The organism is Methylobacterium sp. E-012 (assembly GCF_057836545.1).
In genome coordinates, this window is record NZ_JBYQEY010000001.1 from 3,651,434 (window position 1) to 3,670,379 (window position 18,946).

General features: G+C 71.3%; 16 protein-coding genes. 7 read left to right on the forward strand and 9 right to left on the reverse strand.

Features of this window, described 5'->3' with window-relative positions:
- Positions 1-73: 73 nt before the first annotated feature.
- Entirely contained in the window at positions 74-1,315 is a 1,242-nt protein-coding gene (locus AC3IF1_RS17715; protein WP_489218674.1) for an NRAMP family divalent metal transporter, read from the forward strand.
- A gap of 62 nt (positions 1,316-1,377) precedes the next feature.
- Positions 1,378-1,917, forward strand: a complete 540-nt coding sequence (gene fae / locus AC3IF1_RS17720; protein WP_020092273.1) for a formaldehyde-activating enzyme — start codon at positions 1,378-1,380, stop codon at positions 1,915-1,917.
- Here fae and AC3IF1_RS17725 read toward each other — a convergent pair whose 3' ends face one another.
- The 7 genes from AC3IF1_RS17725 to AC3IF1_RS17755 all read right to left on the reverse strand — a co-directional run bounded on the left by AC3IF1_RS17725 (position 1,918) and on the right by AC3IF1_RS17755 (position 10,398).
- Positions 1,918-2,538, reverse strand: coding sequence for a Uma2 family endonuclease (locus AC3IF1_RS17725; protein ID WP_489218676.1), 621 nt, complete (start codon positions 2,536-2,538; stop codon positions 1,918-1,920).
- Between the two features lie 77 nt (positions 2,539-2,615).
- Entirely contained in the window at positions 2,616-3,077 is a 462-nt protein-coding gene (locus tag AC3IF1_RS17730) for a hypothetical protein (protein WP_489218677.1), read from the reverse strand.
- 36 nt (positions 3,078-3,113) lie between these two features.
- Positions 3,114-3,563, reverse strand: a complete 450-nt coding sequence (locus AC3IF1_RS17735) for a response regulator (RefSeq protein ID WP_243968709.1) — start codon at positions 3,561-3,563, stop codon at positions 3,114-3,116.
- Positions 3,560-4,681, reverse strand: a complete 1,122-nt coding sequence (locus AC3IF1_RS17740; protein ID WP_489218678.1) for a histidine kinase dimerization/phosphoacceptor domain -containing protein — start codon at positions 4,679-4,681, stop codon at positions 3,560-3,562. Before AC3IF1_RS17740 ends, AC3IF1_RS17735 begins: the two co-directional genes overlap by 4 nt.
- Positions 4,682-4,878: 197 nt before the next feature.
- The gene (locus AC3IF1_RS17745) at positions 4,879-8,169 is read right to left on the reverse strand and encodes an error-prone DNA polymerase (RefSeq protein ID WP_489218679.1); all 3,291 of its coding nucleotides are present in this window, start codon (positions 8,167-8,169) and stop codon (positions 4,879-4,881) included.
- Complete coding sequence (locus AC3IF1_RS17750; protein ID WP_489218680.1) at positions 8,166-9,683, reverse strand: Y-family DNA polymerase; 1,518 nt, start codon at positions 9,681-9,683, stop codon at positions 8,166-8,168. The genes AC3IF1_RS17745 and AC3IF1_RS17750 overlap by 4 nt, the downstream gene beginning before the upstream one ends.
- Positions 9,610-10,398, reverse strand: a complete 789-nt coding sequence (locus AC3IF1_RS17755) for an ImuA family protein (protein WP_489218681.1) — start codon at positions 10,396-10,398, stop codon at positions 9,610-9,612. Before AC3IF1_RS17755 ends, AC3IF1_RS17750 begins: the two co-directional genes overlap by 74 nt.
- Positions 10,399-10,627: 229 nt before the next feature.
- On the opposite strand from AC3IF1_RS17755, the gene AC3IF1_RS17760 reads away from it, so the two are divergent.
- Positions 10,628-11,440: a collagen-like protein gene (locus tag AC3IF1_RS17760; protein WP_489218682.1), complete on the forward strand. Its 813-nt coding sequence runs from the start codon at positions 10,628-10,630 to the stop codon at positions 11,438-11,440.
- A 10-nt stretch (positions 11,441-11,450) separates the two neighbouring features.
- On the opposite strand, the gene AC3IF1_RS17765 is transcribed toward AC3IF1_RS17760, so the two are convergent.
- Positions 11,451-12,737 carry a BaiN/RdsA family NAD(P)/FAD-dependent oxidoreductase gene (locus AC3IF1_RS17765; protein ID WP_489218683.1) on the reverse strand — a complete coding sequence of 429 codons (1,287 nt, stop codon included), beginning with the start codon at positions 12,735-12,737 and terminating at the stop codon, positions 11,451-11,453.
- Between the two features lie 213 nt (positions 12,738-12,950).
- Entirely contained in the window at positions 12,951-13,481 is a 531-nt protein-coding gene (locus AC3IF1_RS17770; protein WP_489218684.1) for a GNAT family N-acetyltransferase, read from the reverse strand.
- A gap of 455 nt (positions 13,482-13,936) precedes the next feature.
- Here AC3IF1_RS17770 and AC3IF1_RS17775 point away from each other — a divergent pair, with 455 nt between their 5' ends.
- The 4 genes from AC3IF1_RS17775 to AC3IF1_RS17790 all read left to right on the forward strand — a co-directional run bounded on the left by AC3IF1_RS17775 (position 13,937) and on the right by AC3IF1_RS17790 (position 18,815).
- On the forward strand, positions 13,937-15,418 hold the full coding sequence (locus tag AC3IF1_RS17775) for an MDR family MFS transporter (protein ID WP_489220412.1): 1,482 nt from the start codon (positions 13,937-13,939) through the stop codon (positions 15,416-15,418).
- Between the two features lie 322 nt (positions 15,419-15,740).
- A complete protein-coding gene (locus tag AC3IF1_RS17780; RefSeq protein WP_489218685.1) occupies positions 15,741-16,715 on the forward strand; it encodes a hypothetical protein in 975 nt (324 codons plus the stop codon).
- 84 nt (positions 16,716-16,799) lie between these two features.
- Positions 16,800-17,540: a class I SAM-dependent methyltransferase gene (locus tag AC3IF1_RS17785; protein ID WP_489218686.1), complete on the forward strand. Its 741-nt coding sequence runs from the start codon at positions 16,800-16,802 to the stop codon at positions 17,538-17,540.
- A gap of 243 nt (positions 17,541-17,783) precedes the next feature.
- Positions 17,784-18,815, forward strand: a complete 1,032-nt coding sequence (locus tag AC3IF1_RS17790; RefSeq protein ID WP_489218687.1) for a TerC family protein — start codon at positions 17,784-17,786, stop codon at positions 18,813-18,815.
- Positions 18,816-18,946: the final 131 nt, after the last annotated feature.

Sequence of the window (18,946 nt, forward strand, 5' to 3'; positions counted from 1 at the left end):
CCTCCCGGTGCGCCCCGGGAAAACGCCGCAGGCTCCCGCCGGAACTGCCCCGGCCCGGGACTGTTCCCGAGCCGTGCCAAGCGCTTCCCTGCCCCGCCTCGCGGCGTTCCTCAAGACTGCGGGCCCCGGACTCGTGGTGATGCTCGCCGACACCGATGTCGGAAGCCTCATCACGGCGGCCCAGAGCGGCGCCCGCTGGGGCTACTCGCTGCTGCTCCTGCAGATCCTGCTGGTGCCGATCCTCTACGTCGTCCAGGAGCTGACGGTGCGGCTCGGGACCGCCACCGGCCGCGGCCACGGCGAGCTGATCCGGGCGCATTACGGGCCGGTCTGGGCCTGGATTTCCTTTGGCGGCCTCGTGGTCGCCGGGATCGGCGCCATCGTCACGGAATTCTCCGGCATCGCCGGCATCGGCGACCTGTTCGGGGTGCCGCGGCTCGTGAGCCTCGGCCTGCCGGCCGCCCTGCTACTCGGCCTCGTGTTCACCGGGAGCTACCGGCGGGTCGAGAGGGTGGCGATCGCGGTCGGCCTGTTCGAGCTGGTCTTCATCGGGCTCGCCGTGGCGGCGCGGCCGGATCCGGGGGCGATCGTGGCATCCTTCGCCCACATGCCGCTCGGCGACGGCCAGTACCGGGTCCTGATCGCCGCCAATATCGGCGCGGTGATCATGCCGTGGATGATCTTCTACCAGCAATCGGCGATCGTCGACAAAGGCCTCGGCTGGGACCACGCACGGCGCTCGCGGCTCGACACGCTCCTGGGCGCGGTGATCTCGCAATGCGTGATGGGCGCGATCCTGATCGCGGCGGCCGCCACGATCGGCAGGGCCGGGCAGGGCACGAAGGACGGTCTGCAGACCGTGGGCGACCTCGCGGGGGCCTTCACGCCGGCCCTCGGGCCCTGGCTCGGGCAGGTGGTGTTCGGGGTCGGGATCATCGCGGCGGCCTTCGTGGCGCTGAACGTCGTGGCCCTGGCCCTCGCCTGGGGTTTTGGCGATGTGACGGGCAAGCCGCATTCCCTGGAGCAATCGCCCCGGGAGGCGCCGGCCTTCTACGGCGCCTTCGCGCTGGTGGTGGCGGCCGGCGCGGTGTCCGTGCAGCTCGTGCCGAATCTCGTGGCGCTCAACATCGCGGTCGAGGTGATGAACGCCCTGCTCCTTCCGCTCGCGCTCGGCCTCCTGATCCTGCTCGCCACCCGGGCCCTGCCGGAGGGGAAGCGCGTGGACGGCGCCTACAAGTGGGTGGTCTACGCCGTCTCGGGCCTCACGATCGCCTTCGCGATGGTCGGGGTGCTCGACGGGATCGGCCTGCTCTGACCCGATTGACGCGGGCGGCGCGATGATGTCTCCCGCGGGCTCCGATCAGGTGGAGTCGAGACATGCAAGAGATCTGGTTCCGTACGGGCGAGGCCACGGTGCTGGCGGCCGAGGGCCAGTACACCGACGCCATGCCGGAGGTGCTGATCGGTTCCGTGCGCGGGCCGGTGGGCCAGGCCTTCGCGTCGATGATGGGGCAGGTCCAGGGCCACACCCGGATGTTCGTGGTCCGCGACCTCAACCAGCTGGTGCGCCCGGCCACGATGATGACCACCAAGGTCACGATCCACACGGCCGAGTATGCCGAGCTCCTCGGCGGCGTGGTCCAAGCGGCCACCGGCGACGCGATCGTGGACTGCATCATCGAGGGCATCCTGCCCAAGGACGGCCTCGACGAGCTGTGCATGATCATCATGATCTGGCTCGATCAGCGCTGCGCCGAGGACGACAACCTCGACCAGAAGGACCTCTACAGGACCAACTACGAGGCGACGAAGCTCGCCATCGCCCGCGCCCTCAAGGGCGAGCCGACGGTGGACGAGCTGATCGCCAACCGGAAGACCGTGAAGCATTACGCGCTGGACGGCGTGATCGAGTACTGATCAGCCCTGCGCCCGCACGAGGGGCGTGCGGGCATAGAGATCGGCCACCGCGCAGTCGAGGCCGAAGCCGGGGAGGACCAGACGGTCGTCCCCGGTCAGGCGGGTGCGGGTCCAGGTCTCTCGGGTTCGCGCCGATAGGGTCAGGGCGGGGCTCTTCAGCTCGATCAGGAGCACGGCCTCGCACAGCGGCAGGGCTTCGTAGCCGGCGCACTTGACGTCGATCTTCTTCTGGCGCGTGCCGGGAAGCCTGCGGTGGTCGCTCGGAGACAGGATCTCGGCGGCCAAGTAGCAGCGCTCGACAGCATTCAATCCGGCCTCGATGTCGGCCAGATCGAGAACCGCAACGTCGGGCACGTAGATATGGCCCTCGCGAACCGGCCATAGGTCGACGGCGGGATTCTGCAGGGTAACGCGTGGTGAGCCTATCCGCCTGAGGCCGCCGTCGAGAAATCGCTGCAAGGCGCTGGCAATGAACTGATGAACGAGGTTGGGTTGGGCCTGCATCACGATCTGGCCCCCGATGAGTTCCCATTTCTCCTCATCAGGCCGCGTCTCGATGAAGTCCCAGAATCCTTGGTGGGGATCGGTCCTGTGGACGGGCGGAGTCTCGAGAATCGTCATGGGATCATCGTGGACAGCCCGGGCCGAGTCGACGCAGATCGAGGATCCCGCCGGCGCTCCCCCCGGTCAAGGGCGCGTCATCCCGGCGGGATGCGCCCCACCGAGCACAGGGTGCGCATCGTGGTGCTGCCCGGGTCGGTGTAGCAGGAGGCCGACCAGCCGCTCTGCTGGATGAACGATTTGCGCCGCTCCGACAGGGACGTCCGGTAGGCGTTGGCGATGATCGGCTCGACGGTCGCGGCCGGTTCGCCGATCAGGATCTCGGAGGCCGCCGACAGGTCGTGGAAGAAGGTCGCCGAGGGGGCGGGCTCGGCGGAGGTCGCCTGCACGATCGGCTCGGCCCGGCAGGTCACGTCGAACTTGATCGGGCCGGCGAGGCGGATGTCGATGCTCGGGCCGGCCCGCTTGCCGACCCTGCCTCCGATGGCCCCCGCGATCTGGCGGGCGAGGTCGTCGCAGGGATCGGCCCGGGCGGCCGATCCCAGGAGCGGCAGGCAGGCCAGGGCGGCGAGGAGGCGTGGAACGGTCAGGCTCGGCATGGCGGCACTCTACCCGCGGCGCGGCGCCTGTCGAGGTCAGGCCCGCATCTGGGCGAAGCTCGCGAGCCAGGCCGGCGCGACCCGCATCCCCGCCGGCACCAGCGCGTCCGGCGGCGGCCGGCGCACGCAATCCTCCAGATAGGCCAGGGATTCCTCAAGCACCGTGCCGGTGAACGGCTTGGCGATCACCGCCGTCGCCCCCGCCATGTCGTCGCTGAGCGCCCGGGCGTTGGCGGTCATGAACGCGGCCGTGATGCCGCCGAGATCGCGCACGGCATGCGCCACGTCGAGACCCGAGGAGCCGTCCCCGAGGCGCAGGTCGATGAGGACCAGCTCGGGCCGAGTCTCGTGGACGAGGGCGATGGCCTCGCCCGCGGTCATCGCCGTCCCCACGACGCTGTGGCCGGCCTCCTCCAGCATCATCTCGATCTGCATCAGGATGAGGGCTTCGTCCTCGACGACGAGGATCCGCAGCGGCTCGGTCACGGGGCCTCCAGACCGCCGGCCATCTCGCGCGGCAGGCGTATGCTGACGATCGTGCCCGGATCATTGGTCATCCAGGCGATGCTGGCATTGAGCTGGCGGCAGAGCGTGCCGATCAGGCGCTTTCCGAACGAGCGCTGCTCCATCGCCTGAACCGGCATGCCGACACCGTCATCGGCGATCTTGATGGTGACATGCGTGCCGTCCGGCGCCACCGTCACCGAGAGCCGCCCCGGGCGGTCGTCCGGGAAGGCGTGCTTGAGGGCGTTGGTGATCAACTCGTTCATCATCAACGCCACCGGCGGCGCCTTGGCGACCGGGATCTCCACGGTCTCCAGGTCCAGGTGCAGGCGGATCCGGTCGCGGCCGGAGCCGCGGACCAGGTCGTTGGCGAGGTCGCGGGCGAACTCGGCCACGTCGAAACGCTCGACGTTGTTGGATTGGTAGAGCCGGCGATGGACCGTGCCGAGGGCCTCGACCCGGGTCAGCATCGCCTCCATGGCGGCGCGCGCCGCGGGATCGGTGATCGCCCGGGTCTGCATGGCCAGCAGCGCCGCGATCATCTGGAGGTTGTTCTTCACCCGGTGATCGACCTCGTGGACCAGCATGGTCTGCGTGGCCAGGGCATCGGTCAGGTCCCGGGTGCGCTTGGCGACCTCGGCCTCGAAGCGGTCCTTCTCCTGCTGGATCTGCATATGCGCGTCGACGCGGTCGGTGACGTCGAGCTGCGAGGCGAAGAAGAACAGAACCTCGCCGGACTCGTCGGCGACCGGGCTGAGATAGAGCGCGTTCCAGAACGGCGTCCCGTCCTTGCGATAGTTCAGGATGTCGATCGCGATATCGGTGCGGGCCTCGACCGCCTCGCGGATCAGGGCGACGGCGCCGTGGTCGGTCTGTGCGCCCTGAAGAAACCGGCAATTGTGGCCGAGCACCTCGGACCGCGCGTAGCCGCTCATCCGCAGGAAGGCGTCGTTGACGTACACGATCGGGTTGTCGGGCAGGCGCGGGTTGGTGATGATCATCGCCATCCGCGTGGCGCGCACCGCCGCGGCGAACGGATCGCCCTTGCCCGGCGCGGCGTCGAGCTGGTCCGTCTGATGCCAGGCGTCGGGTTGTTCCATCGTCCCTGCTCTTTCGTGCCCGGCGTTCGTCACCTCCGGCAATCGGCTTCTGCCTGCGCAGTCACAGGCGCTGCCTTAACGGACGATCCACGCGATGGGTTCAGGGCCGGGGCGCTTTGGCGCCGGATTGGGATAGACAGAACGCCGCACCGGGGCCGCGCGGGCCGGCGCGTCCGCGGCGGCGATCCGGGCCGGCCTCAGTGGAAATCCCGGCTCGGATACACCCGCCGGTCCGGGGGCGCGCCGAAATCCGTGGTCTCGGGCGGCAGCTTCATCCCGGCCGCGCGCAGGTCGCGCAGGGATTCGGTGAGATCGCGGAATCCCTCGGCCACCAGATGGACCACCCCCTCGGCCCGCTGCACCCGGCCGCGCACGGCGAGGAACCGGGCCTGCATGGCGGCCCGGCGGTTGGCCTCGAACACCGTCTTCCAGACGATCACGTTGGCGATGCCGGTCTCGTCCTCCAGGGTCAGGAAGACCACGCCCTTGGCGGTGCCCGGCCGCTGGCGGATCAGCACGAGGCCCGCCACCGTGACCCGGGCGCCCTGGGGCAGGGCCGGGTCGAGATGGGCCCGGGCCGGGATCGCGCCGATCCGGGCGAGCCGGCCGCGGAAGAAGGCGACCGGGTGCCCCTGCAGCGACAGGCCGGTGGCGGCGTAATCCTCGGCCACCGCCTCGGAGAGCGGCAGCGACGGCAGGTCCACCGCCGGCTCGTGCCGGAACAGGCCGTCATCGGCGTGCCAGGCGAACAGCGGCAGGGGCGCCTCCAGCAGGTGGCCGCGGCGCTCGGCGCCGTCGGCCTTGGCCGCCCTGCGGGCCGAGGTCCCCTCCAGGGTGCGCACCATCCACAGGGCGGCGCGCCGGTCGAGGCCGAGCGACCGGAACGCGTCGGCCTCGGCGAGCCGCTCCAGGGCGTTGCGGGGCAGGGCGAGGGCCGCCTGCAGGCCCTCGATGCTGGCATAGCCGTTGGCCCGCAGCCGCACGAGCCGGTGCATGGCGGCCTCGGGCAGACCGCTCACCTGCCGCAGGCCGAGGCGCACCGCGTGCCGCTTCGGATCCCCGGCCGGCTCCAGGGTGCAGTCCCAGGCGCTGGCATTGACGCAGACACCCCGCACCTCGACCCCGTGGGCGCGGGCGTCGCGCACCAGCTGGGCCGGCTGGTAGAAGCCCATCGGCTGGGCGTTGAGGATCGCCGCCAGGAACACGTCCGGGTGCCGGCACTTCATCCAGGCCGAGGCATAGACCAGGAGCGCGAAGCTCGCCGCGTGGCTCTCCGGGAAGCCGTAGGTGGAGAAGCCCTTGATCTGCGCGAAGCAGCGCTCGGCGAACTCCGCCGGGTAGCCGCGGCGCGTCATCCCGCCCACGAATTTTTGCTCGAAGCCGCCGATCGAGCCGACATGCCGGAAGGTCGCCATCGCCCGGCGCAACCCGTCGGCCTCGGCCGGGGTGAAGCCGGCGGCCGTGATGGCGATCTGCATCGCGTGTTCCTGGAACAGCGGCACCCCATAGGTCTTGTGCAGCACCGTGTGCAGCTCGTCCGCCGGCCCGTGGTCCGGATGCGGGGCCGGATAGACCACCGGGTCGATCCCCGAGCGCCGCCGCAGGTAGGGATGGACCATGTCGCCCTGGATCGGGCCGGGGCGCACGATCGCGACCTGGACCACGAGGTCGTAGAATTCCTTCGGCTTGAGGCGCGGCAGCATCGACATCTGCGCCCGGCTCTCGACCTGGAACACGCCGACGGAATCGGCCTTCGCCAGCATCGCGTAGGTCTCGGGATCCTCCGGGGGCAGGTCGGCCAGGGTCTCGTAGAAGGCGCCGTGGTCCTTCTCCAAAAAATCGAGGCCGCGCTTGAGGCAGGTCAGCATGCCCAGCGCCAGCACGTCGACCTTCATCAGGCCGATCGCGTCGATGTCGTCCTTGTCCCACTCGATGAAGGTCCGGTCCGCCATGGCGCCGTTGCCCACCGGCACGGTCTCGTCGAGGCGGCCGCGGGTCAGGATGAAGCCGCCGACATGCTGCGACAGGTGGCGGGGGAAGCCGATCAGCTGGTGGGCGAGATCGAGCGCCTGCCGGAGCGCGGGGTTGTCGGGGTCGAGGCCGGCCTCGCGCACGTGCTTGTCCGGCACGTCCTTGCCCCAGGAGCCCCAGACCGTGTCGGCGATCGAAGCGGTCACGTCCTCAGTGAGGCCCAGAACCTTGCCGACCTCGCGGATCGCCATGCGCGGGCGATAGTGGATCACCGTGGCGCAGAGGGCGGCCCGCTCCCGCCCGTAGCGGTCGTAGAGGTGCTGGATCACCTCCTCCCGGCGTTCGTGCTCGAAATCGACGTCGATGTCGGGGGGCTCGCCCCGGTTCTCCGAGATGAACCGGGCGAACAGCAGCCGGTGCTTGGACGGGTCCACGGCGGTGATGCCGAGACAGAAGCACACGGCGGAATTGGCCGCCGAGCCGCGGCCCTGACAGAGGATGCCCTTGCCGCGGGCGAACTCGACCAGGTCGAACAGAGTCAGGAAGTAGCGGGCATAGTCCAACTGGGCGATGAGCTGCAGTTCCTCGCGGAGCGTCGCCTCGACGGCGGCCGGGATGGTGCCGGCATAGCGCCAGCCCGCCCGCTCCCAGGTCTTCTCCTCCAGGTATGCCTGGGGCGTGCGCCCGGGGGGCACCGGCTCGTCGGGATACTCGTAGTGCAGCTGCGACAGGTGGAAGTCGCAGCTCTCGGCGATCTCCATCGTGCGGGCGAGCGCCTCCGGATGGTCGGCGAACAGCCGGGCCATCTCGGCGGGCGACTTCAGGTGGCGCTCGGCATTGGCCTCCAGCCGGTAGCCGGCCTCCCCGATCCGGCAGCGCTCACGGATGCAGGCCACCACGTCCTGGAGCGGGCGCCTGTCGGGATGGTGGTAGAGCGCGTCCGAGACCGCCACCATGGGCGCCCCGGAGCGTTCGCCCAACTCGGCGAGGAGGCCGAGGCGGCGCCGCTCGTCGCCGCGCCGCGCGTGGCTCGCCCCGAGCCAGGTCCGGCCCGGGGCGGCCGCGGCCAGGGCTTCGAGCCGGCCCAAGAAACCGTCCGGGGGGCGCAGACGCTGGCCCGGCGGGATAGCGATGAACATCTGTCCTTCGGCGGCCTCCAGCATCTCGGCGAAGGAGAACTGGCACGCCCCCTTGCGGCTGCGCCGGTTCCCTCGGGTGAGCAGCCGGCACAGGCGGCCCCAGGCCTGCCGGTCCGCGGGATAGGTCACGGCCTCGAACCCGTCCTTGGTGACGAGGCGCACCCCCGGCAGGATGCGGATCGTCAAACCCTCCGCCTTGAGGGCCTGCGCCGCCGCATGCGCCCGCACCACCCCGGCGACCGTGTTGCGGTCGGCGATCCCGATCGCAGCGAGCCCGTAGGCCGCCCCCTGCACGACGTATTCCTGCGGATGCGAGGCGCCGCGCAAAAACGAGAAATTCGTGGTGAGGGCGAGCTCGGCGTAGGCGGGATGGCTCACGCGAACACCCCGTGGACGAACCACGCGGCCGGGCGGCCGGGGGCGTGCGGCCCGTCGCGGTAGAGCCAGAGCCGCCGGCCGGCCTCGCACTCCACCCGGTAATAGTCCCGGGCCGCGCCGGGCGCGTGCCACCACTCGGCCGCGATCCGCTCCGGCCCCTCGGCATGGACGATCGCGTGGATCCGGGCGCGCCAGCGGAAGCGCCGGGGCGGTCCCTCGGGCACCGTGGACAGCACGTCGAGGGCGGCCTCGCTCCGGGGGAACAGCACCAGGGGCCGGGGCGGGAGGTGATCCGGCCAGGATGTCGGGGCGCGGGTCCAGGGGAGGGGCTGGGCGGCCCGCTCCGGGATGTGGCTCGCCCGCGCCCCGAGGCGCAGGAGCGGCCGGCCGAGGCGCTGCGCCAGGGCGTCCGCGAGGGCGTCGATACCGTCGCCTTGGGGCGCCGCCCCGAGTTCCGTCTGGCGGGCCGACAGGGCGCCGGTCATTGTCACGGCGAGCGCCACGGTCTCGAAGCCGAAGCCGGCATCGAGGCCGGCGCCGAGGCGGTCGAGGCGCAGGGACACCAGGGCGGCGACGCGCTCGGGGCAGCGCTCGGGCCGGGACAGGCCGAGATCGAGGACGCGCATCACCCCGTCGACCCGGTGCAGCACGAGGCGCAGGGCGCAGGCGCCGAGCCCATCCCGCTCCAGCCGGGGGGTGATCTCGGCCATCAGCAGCCGGGCGGTGACGACGATGTCCGATTGCCGGCCGATCGGGTCGAGGAAGCCCCGGGCGGCCCGATACGCGGCCTCCGCGGTGAGCGGCGCCAGGGGCTCGGGCCGGCGGCCCATCGCCTGGTCGAGGCGCAGCAGCAGCGCCTCGCCGAAGCGGCGGGCGAGCGGCCCCCGGGCGAGCGCGTCGATCTCGCCGACCCGGCGCAGGCCGAGCCGCCGCAGGCCCGAGACCGTGCCGGGATCGAGGCGCAGGGCCTCCACGGGCAGCGCCCGCAGAGGCTCCGCGGCCCCGCCGGGGGGTACGATCACCCGGTCGGAGGCCCCGTAGCGGGCCAGCGCGAAGGCGCCGCCGGGCGTGTCGGCGAGCGCGATCCGGGCGGGGATTTTTGACCGCGCCAGGCGCCCGGCGAGGTCGTCCACGAGGGGCCCCTCGCCGCCGCGCAAATGGCTCGCCCCGGCGACGTCGACATAGAACCCGTCCGCCGCCTCGGCCGGCCCGAACGGCGCCACCCCGGGGGCGTAGCCCTCCGCCCAGCGGCAGAGCCGCAGAAGGGCCGCCCGGTCGGAGTCGGGATCGGCGGGATGGACCTGGAGCGGCACGCCGATCCGCGCCCGGACCCGGCCCAGGGGCTCGCCGGGCCGCAGGCCCAGGGCGCGGGCCTCCGGGTCGAGGGCGAGGAGCCGCAGGCCGCCGGGCCCCTCGGCCGCCACCGCGAGCGGGCCTTGATCAGGCGCGAGACCGGCCCGCCGCAGCCGCGTCACGGGCCAGTGGCTCAGGCAGACGCAGACGATGCGCGGCATGGTCCCACTCCAGAAGCCAGGCGCCGCCCCGCCCGTTGCGGCAGCGTTCGAGCCGCGCCCGCCAGCGCGGGTTGTCCAGGGTGCCGAACCGGTCCCGGGCGGCCGGGGCCGAGGCGATCCGCCAGCGGGTGGCGGCACCGTTGGGCAGCCCGGCCTCGGCGGGCCGCAGGATCACCAGGAGCGGCGGCGCGTCGCCTTCCCCCCCTTCGGCGGCGAGCTGCAGGCGCCGGCCCGGCTTCAGCGGCAGGCCGTCCGCGAGCAGACCGACGAGCGCCGGCAGGGCCCGGGCGTGGAGCGCCGCCTCCAGGGCGCGGAGCACCTCCGCGTCGCTGCCGGCCTCCAAGAGCAGCAGCCGGGCCGGATCGAGGCCGAGGCCGGCCAGGCCGTGACCGTGGGGCAGGGGCTGGTTCGGCGCAGCGGCGATCAGCGCCGCGCCCTGCGCGCGGGCGAGGTGGAGGGCGCAGAGCGCCAGGGCGAAGCCCAGGGCCGCGCTCGCATCCGCAGGCTCGGCCGGGGCGACCTCGTGCGGCGGCCCGAGGGCCAGCCCGCCGCCGGGCAGATGCGCGTCGACCGCCGTCAGGCCCAGCGGCAGGACCGGTCGCGGGGCCGCCGGGGCGCCGGGACCCGCCAGGCGCACCCGCAGGGCCGCCAGCTGCTCCCGGGGGCTGCCGGGAGCGGGATCCCGCCCGGTCTGGTTCGCAGGGTCCAGCCCCATCTGCGCGTGCTCCGATCATGCCGGACGATAGGAACATAACAGGAACATCTTCAAACCGTTTCCGCAGGGTCGCGGAATCGGACGCTGGTTCAGCGGCTTGGCCTGTGGATGGATGTGGACGCCTGTGGAATCGGCCGGGCCGCCCGCGACCAAAGCCACGGTTGACCGGGTCCGCGGCCCGGGACCACAAGTCGTGTGCCGCACCAGACGCGGCCGACACGGTCCGAGCATGCGCCCAGCCCTCGCCTTGACGATCCTGCTCGCCCTCTCGGGGGCGGCCTTCGCGCAGCAGCCGCCGGATCCCGGCCCCGCCCCATCCTCCGAGGCGCCCCCGCGCCAGGCCAGGCCGCGGCCCCGGCACGCGCAGGCCCCGAGCCAGCCGATCATGGTCTATGACGCCCGGATCGAGGCTGGCGACCTGCGCATCTCGGGCTCGGTGCGCAAGCCGGGGGCGATCGTGGTCCTGGACGACGACATCTCGGTCCAGGCCGACCGGCGCGGGCGGTTCACCGTCCGGCTCCCCTATCGGCCCGCGACCTGCGTGGTGACGCTCAAGTCCGATCCGGACGAGCGCGAGGCGGTGGTGGCCAACTGCGCCCCCGAGGGACCGCCCGGCCCCCAGGGCGCCGCGGGCCCGCCCGGGATGACCGGTGCCAAGGGCGAGGCGGGCGACAAGGGCGAGACCGGCCCGCAGGGGGCTGTCGGACCCCGGGGCGAGGCCGGCCCCAACGGTCCGGTCGGCCCACAGGGCGCGCCGGGTCCGAAGGGCGATCCGGGCGCCCCGGGCCTTCAGGGTCCGCCGGGTCCCGGCGGTCAGGCGGGATCACCGGGCGGGGCAGGGCCCCGGGGCGAGGCCGGCGCGTCCGCCCTCCGGGCCGTGCGCAAGTCCGACTGCGCGGGCGGCTGCGCCATCACCTGTCCGTCGGAAGAAACGCTGGTCACGGCCCATTGCCTCAAGGCCGGCGCCCCGGTCTATGACGGGGAGGGCGCCGGCTGCCCGGCGGAGGCCGCGGGCATCGTCGGGTTCTGCGCGCGGCCGTGAGGCCGGCGCCTCAGCCACCGGCGGCGCGCAGCCAGTCGCACAGCCCGGCGGCGGCGGCCCGGCCGCCCGCGAAGGCGCCCTGGAGCAGGTAGCCGCCGGTCGGGGCCTCCCAGTCGAGCATCTCCCCGGCCAGGAACAGGCCGGGATGGGCGCGCAGCATCGACCGCCCGTCGAGGGCGTCGAGCCGGACCCCGCCCGCCGTCGAGATCGCCCGGTCGATCGGCGCGGAGCCGGTGAGGGTGAGCGGGGCGGCCTTGATCAGCCCGGCGAGCGCCTCGGGCTCCGCGGGGAGCGCGGCCCCGGCGGCCTCGCGCAGCAGGCCCGCCGCCACGGGCGGGAGCCCCGCGGCCTTGCGCAGCCGGGTCGCGGCCGAGTCGCCGGGTCGGGCGCCGGCGAGGCGGCGGGCGAGGGCTTCCCGGGTCAGGTCGGGGCGCAGGTCCACGAGCAGCCGGGCGTGGCCCCGCGCCGCCACCGCCTCGCGCAGGGGACGCGACAGGGTGTAGACCGCCCCGCCCTCGATCCCGGCGGCGGTGATCACCGCCTCGCCCCGGACGGCTTTGCCGTCGCAGGCGAGCGCCACCCGCTTGAGCGGCGCCCCGGCGAAGCGCGCCCGGAACAGGGCGGACCACGCCACGGTGAAACCGGCATTGGCCGGGCGCAGGGGCTCCACCGCCACGCCGAGCCCTTCCAGCAGCGGCACCCAGCGCCCGTCCGAGCCGAGCCGCGGCCAGCTCGCCCCGCCGAGGGCCAGGAGGGCGGCCCGGGGGCGGACCACGAGGGGGCCGTCCGGCGTCTCGAAATAGAGCTGCAGGTGCGGCGATCCCGACCCGGAATCGGGATCTCCCGGGTCCGCGGAAGACAGCGCCTCGGCGATCGCCGCGAGCCGGTGGCGGGTGCGGATCCGGACCCCGAGCCGGTCGAGCCGCGCCAGCCAGGCCCGCAGCAGGGGCGAGGCCTTGAAACTCTGCGGAAAGACCCGCCCGCTCGAGCCGACGAAGGTCGGCTCGCCGAGTTCCGCGCACCAGTCCCGCAGGGCCTCCGGGGGGAAGGCCGCGATGGCGGCGTCCAGGTGGCCGGCCGGATGGTAGCGGGACAGGAACGCCCCCCGGGGCTCGCTGTGGGTGAGGTTGAGGCCGCCGCGCCCGGCGATCAGCAGCTTGCGGCCCACCGACGGCATCCGGTCGTACACCGTGACCGCGTGGCCGGCCTGCGCCAGCACCTCGGCCGCGGCCAGCCCGGCCGGTCCGCCGCCCACGATGGCCACCTCTCGGGCGATGTCATGGATGTCGTCGGGCATCCGCCTGGAGAGCGGCAGGCGGCGCGGGTCTGTCAAGATGGGGCCGCGGCCGGCCGGCCTTCCGAGGCCGGACCGTCTGGCTGGGGTGGCCGTGCGAGCCTGCCCCGATCTCCAGCGCGTCGTCCCGGATATCAGAACCGGGACGATGCGCTAGGTCTTTAGTTTTGCATCAACTTTTCCCGAAAGCCGGAAACCGCCTTTCGGGATGATGCTCTAAAGCAAGTCCGACAGTGCCGGCCAATGAACACGCAGAATCATCCTGTCGTTTTCGATGGGGGCCTGCGAAAGTTTCCGTTCAACGACATGGCCGCCCAAACGCGTATAGAACCGGAGGGCAGCCGCGTTGGCCTCGAAAACCCAGAGGTGCAGGCCATCGTCCGCCCGCCGAGAGGCAAGGGCGCGCGCCGCCGAGCGCAGCAGGGCCTCACCGATCTTCCTGCCCCGCATCTCCGGAAGGACGTGCAGGTTGTCCAGCAAGCTGCCCCAGCGCGGATCGCGATCACGGTGTGTCGCGGCGAAGCCGACAAGGTTTCCATCGGCGGTCGCGGCGACATCCACCAGGAAATTCGCGGACGGCGTGTCGAATTTCCCGAGCCAATGGGAGCGGCGATCGTCTTCGATAGGGCCGGCGAGAAAGACCGGATCGAGGAGTGAACGATAGGCGTCCCGCCAGCTGGCCACGTGGATCGCAGCGATGGTCAGCGCGTCGGTCGCCCGCGCGGCACGGTAGATGATGTCGGCCATCGTCGAATTATGCGCCGGCCGTCGCGTGAGGCAAATCAGGGCCGATCCGGATCCGATGCCGAATGCAGCCCTTCGCTCCGGCGCCTGCCATGCCCGGACACCTGGAGCGTACCGGCACAGCTTTCACCCCGTCTCAGGCACAAGGCAGGGGGCCGCGGGCCGCGTAGGATCCGGGGCTGCGCGTCGTTAAAGCCCCTGTGGTTACGCGCTCGCTGGCGCCGAACCGGTGTCCAGTTTGGCAGCGAATGCCGTATCGCCCGCGCAACCGTGACGCTGCGACCTCGTTCCCGTCCAGCCGGCCGGTCCGGCGCGGACCAGAAAGAGGCTTCCGACCCGTGGCGCTCTCCACCACCGTCCCCGCGACCGAAGCGGACGCCGCCCCGTCCACGCCGGCCGCCTCCGCCGCGCAGGCCCGCCCCAGTCCCCTCGAGATCCGGGCGATCGTCTACGGCCTGATGACCGCGATGCTGCTCGCGGCCCTCGACCAGACCATCGTGGCCACCGCGATGCCGACCATCGGGCTGGCGCTGGGCGACGCCGCCAACCTCCCCTGGATCGTCACCGCCTACCTTCTGGCCTCCACGGCGGTGACCCCGCTCTACGGCAAGCTGTCCGACATCCACGGCCGGCGGATCATGCTGCTGATCGCCATCGCGACCTTCGTGCTCGGGTCGCTGGCCTGCGCGCTCGCGCCGACGATGGTGACGCTGGCGCTGGCAAGGGGCCTCCAGGGCATCGGCGGCGGCGGGCTGATCGCGCTGGCGCAGACCATCCTGGCCGACATCATGTCGCCCAAGGAGCGGGCGCGCTATCAGGTGGTGATCGCCGGCGTGTTCGTGGCGGCCTCGGTGGCCGGGCCGCTGCTCGGGGGCTTCTTCGCCGAGCACCTGCACTGGTCGCTGATCTTCTGGATCAACCTGCCGATCGGCTGCCTCGCCTTCGCGCTGACCAACGCCAACCTGAAGCGCCTGCCGCGCCACGACCGTCGGCACCGGCTGGACTGGCCCGGGGCCGCCCTGATGGTCTCCGGCTCCATCGCCCTGCTGCTGGCCTTGAGCTGGGGCGGCGTGCGCTACCCGTGGAGTTCCGCGCCGGTCCTCGGCCTCCTCGCCCTGGCCCTCCTGCTCGGCGGCGGCTTCGCGGCGCGGCTCGCCACGGCGGCCGAGCCGCTGATCCCCACCGAGGTGCTGCGGAACCAGGTGGTCTACAGTGCGACGCTGGCCGCCTGCTTCGCCATGGGCACCTTCATCGGGCTCACCATCTACGTGCCGATCTTCCTCGAAGGGGTGATCGGCCTCTCGGCGAGCGAATCCGGCCTGGCCCTGGTGCCGCTGATGGTCGGCACCGTCACGGGCGCGACGCTGTCGGGCCGGTCGATGATCTACTTCCGGCACTACAAGCGCGTGCCGCTCGCCATGATGAGCCTCAGCATCGCCTGCTGCGCCGTCATCGCGTGGCAGGGGCGGGCGCTGCCCTTCTGGCTGATGGAGCTGCTGTTCGCGCTGCTCTCCATGGGGATCGGGACGATCCTGCCGCTCTCCACCATCGCGATCCAGAACGCGGTGACGCGCCACCAGCTCGGCATCGCCACGGCGTCGATGAATTTTTTTCGGTCCCTCGGCGGAGCCCTGATCGTGGCGGCCTTCGGCACGATCGTGCTGGGCGGCGTCGCGGGTACGTCCGGGGGCCACGACGTGGAGAGCCTGATCCGCGGGGCCGACCCGGCCCGCCTCGCCCTGACGTTCCGCTTCGTGTTCGTGGCCGCCTGCCTCGGGCTCCTGGCGGCCTTCGCGTTCCTGGCGCTGATGGAGGAGCGGCCGCTCGGCGAGCGCTCTTCGCCGACGATGGGCGGCGGGCCGGCCGCGGGCGGGCATCCGGAGGGCGACGCGGCCGAGCCGATCGGGCCTCCCCACCGCCAGGATGGCGTGGGGCCGTAGCCGGCGCATCGTCCCGAACGGCGGTGCCGGCCCCCGGGACAGAGACGACGCGCTTGCATCGCACGCCGCGCGACGGCAGCGAGGCAGAGACCACGAGCTTGACTGTACCGCCTATCGCGGATGCATTATGGTGCGCCCTCGCCTGCGATGATCGCTCCTGCATCGCCGCTTCCATCATCGACATCGGCCCGTTGCCGTATCGGCGCCGGTGATCGATCGGGACGGCATGGTCTGCGATCTCGCGGCCGCCGATGGCAGGCCCCGTATTGTCTAGGTTCAAGAGCGCGTTATGACCGGCCGATCTCCCCCTGATACAGGCACGTTGCTGAGCAGCTTCGTCGCGGATCAGATGCGGCCGTGGCAGGATGCCTCCTTCGGCGTCGTCGACCTGAATGATCGCCTGAAACGATTGAACACTTCTCCGTCCATCGGCCTGTTCCAAGCAACGGACGATACCGTCAGCCTTCTCGACAAGCCCGCGGACGTATTCGTACATCCCAGTTACGTATCGAGATTTCACTGCTACCTGAGGCTATTGATCGAAACGTTCCGCGCCTTTCCCACGCGGCGAGACATGCTGATCGCGGTCGACATCCAGGATGAGGCGCCGGACCATGAAGGGCTTCCCGTCTTCTCGTTTCAGAAGTTGGCCGGCCAGCGCAACCTGCTCCTACCCGATGTCGACCTCATCGCCCTCGACTATCTCGGGGCGGCTCCGCAAGACCACCGCGCCTACGCGGACAAGACGCCGGTGGCCACCTTCTGCGGATCGACCACGGGCGGCGGTCACATCACGGCGGACGCGGTGCGCGGGGCCCGCTTCCCCCGATTGCGCGCAGCGCGGTTCTTCGCCGATCGCCCCGAGGCCGACTTCAGGCTGACCTCGGTCGTGCAATGCGATCCGGAGGCCGATGCCCTGATGCGCGCCGAAGGTTTCGGCACCGGCCCCCTCGACTGGGACTTTACCTACCGCGGCAAGTTTGCGCTGTCCCTCGACGGCAATGGAGCGGCCTGTTCCAGGCCGGCGATCATATTGAAGAGCAACTGCGTGCTGATGAAATACAGAAGCGATTGCCTGTTGCATTACTCCAGCGGCCTGATCGACGGCCGCAACATGTTGGACATCACCAGCGAGGAACAGGTCATCGCGATCGTCCGGGAGGAGCGGCGGTCCCCGGGCCTATACGCGCCCATCGCGGCGGCCGGGTCGCACTTCGCCGAGAACGTGCTTTGCAAGGGGGCGGCTCTCAACTACACCGGCGCCCTGCTGAAGGCGTATGCCGACAGAGTTCGATAGGCTCTCGACAAGTCCAGGCTTGCGGACATCCTGCACAGCATTCGACGCCAGCCGAATCGATGGCGCGACGGGGAACGATAGACCATGGCACAGATAACGGACTCCCCTTATACTGGCCTGCTCTACCAGGATTTCATCGCACGGCTCGTCCTCGAGCGGGAAGCACGGACCTACCTGGAAATCGGTGTCCAAAACGGGATCAATCTGTCCAAGATCTCCGTCCCCTCCGCTTTCGGCGTCGATCCTGGGTTCGCCTTGACGGTCGATCCGACGGCGCGGAAGGAGTCGTTGCGCCTCTATCGGATGACGAGCGATCGGTTTTTCCGCGATCACGCCGACGAAGTCCGGTCCGCCGGACCGTTGGATTTCGCATTCCTGGACGGCATGCATCTGTTCGAATACCTGCTTCGGGACGTGTACAACACCGAGCGGTTGTCCGGCCGCTCCGGCTTGATCACCATCCACGACTGCCTGCCGTTCGACGGCGAGATGATCGAACGGCAGAACAATACACCGGGGCGGACGCCCGGTCCGTGGGCGGCGGCCTGGACGGGTGATGTCTGGAAGATCATCCCCATCATCCAGAAATACCGTCCGGATCTCAAGGTGATCCTCGTCGATTGCGCCCCGACCGGATTGGTCTGCCTCACCAACCTCGATCCGTCCTCGACCGTCCTGGAGGATCGCTATCTCGACATCGTCGCGGAGTTTCACGCGATGCCCAACGACCGGGCGGCGCTGGAGGCCTTCTTCGACGGCCAGCAGATCGTCTCGGCCGAAGCCGTGGTGGCCAATTTCGGCCACTCGCTCCCGTTCCGGATCTAGATCCGCCCCCCGATCGCGGGCGGCGCCAGATCCGCGATGCGACGGGCTCGCTGGCGCCGAACCGGTCTCCACCTCGGCGGGGCGCGCTCCACCCGGCCGTCAGCCGCCGCGCCTGCCCTTGATTCGCCCGGATCACCGCTTACCTCGGCCCCATCGGCTGCGGGCCCCTCTGGCGGGCGCTTCTCAGCGCCCGTGATGTCGGAGCCGATGCTTTCCATTCGGAATCAGCATCAGGTCCCGCGCATGATGGACGTCCTCACCGTCGTATGGCTCGGCAAGCCGTTGTGGATGTGGCTCGGCTTCCACGTCCTGATCGCCTGCCTGCTCGCCTTCGACCTCGGCCTCCTGCACCGGGACAAGGAGCACGAGATCGGCGTCCGGGAGAGCCTCCTGCTCACCGGCTTCTACCTCGCCCTGGGTCTCGCCTTCGGCGGCTGGGTCTGGTGGTATCTCGGCTCCCAGGCGGGCGAGGAATACGTCACCGGCCTCGTGGTCGAGAAGTCGCTGTCGATGGACAACGTCTTCGTCATCGCCATGATCCTCACGGCTCTCGGCGTGCCGCGCGCCGCCCAGCACCGGGTCCTGCTCTGGGGCATCCTGGCCGCCGTGCTGCTGCGCGGCCTGATGATCGGGCTCGGCGCCGCCCTGGTGCATCAGGTGCACTGGGTGCTCTCGTTCTTCGCCGCCTTCCTGATCTACGCCGGGCTGAAGATCTTGCTCTCGGGCGAGGAACAGGCGGGTGACTTCCAGAACAGCGCCGTCGTGCGCTGGTTCAAGACGACCTTCCGGGTCACGCCCGACCTGCACGGCCAGCGCTTCGCGGTGCGCAGGACCGATCCGAAGACCGGTCGCAGGGCCCTGTGGTTCACGCCGCTGGCGCTCGCCCTGGTGCTGGTCAACGGCGCCGACGTGATCTTCGCCGTCGACAGCGTGCCGGCGATCTTCGCGATCACCACCGACACCTTCGTGGTCTACACCTCCAACATCTTCGCGATCTTGGGGCTGCGCGCCCTCTACTTCGCGCTGGCCGCGATGGTCGACCGCTTCGCCTATCTCAAGACCGCGCTCGCCTTCATCCTGATCTTCATCGGCGCCAAGATCGTGGTCGCCGACACGTTCGGCCTCGTGGCGGTCCCGCCTTGGGTCTCCCTCGTGGTGACGCTGGCGCTGCTGGCGGCGGGCGTCGGCTACAGCCTGTGGCGGACCCGCGGCGAGGACAAGGCGCAGCGGGACACGGGCCAGCCCGAGCGTGAGGCACGGGCCCACGGGGCGTAGGGCTCCCCGGCTTCGCCGTGCGCGCTGCGATCCGGGAAACGGGCGCGGGGCCCGGCGCCGACCCCGGACGATTCGCCGGCGATGCCTGCGCATCCCCCGGCCCAGGCGCGGTCCTGCGCGGGTCGATGTCC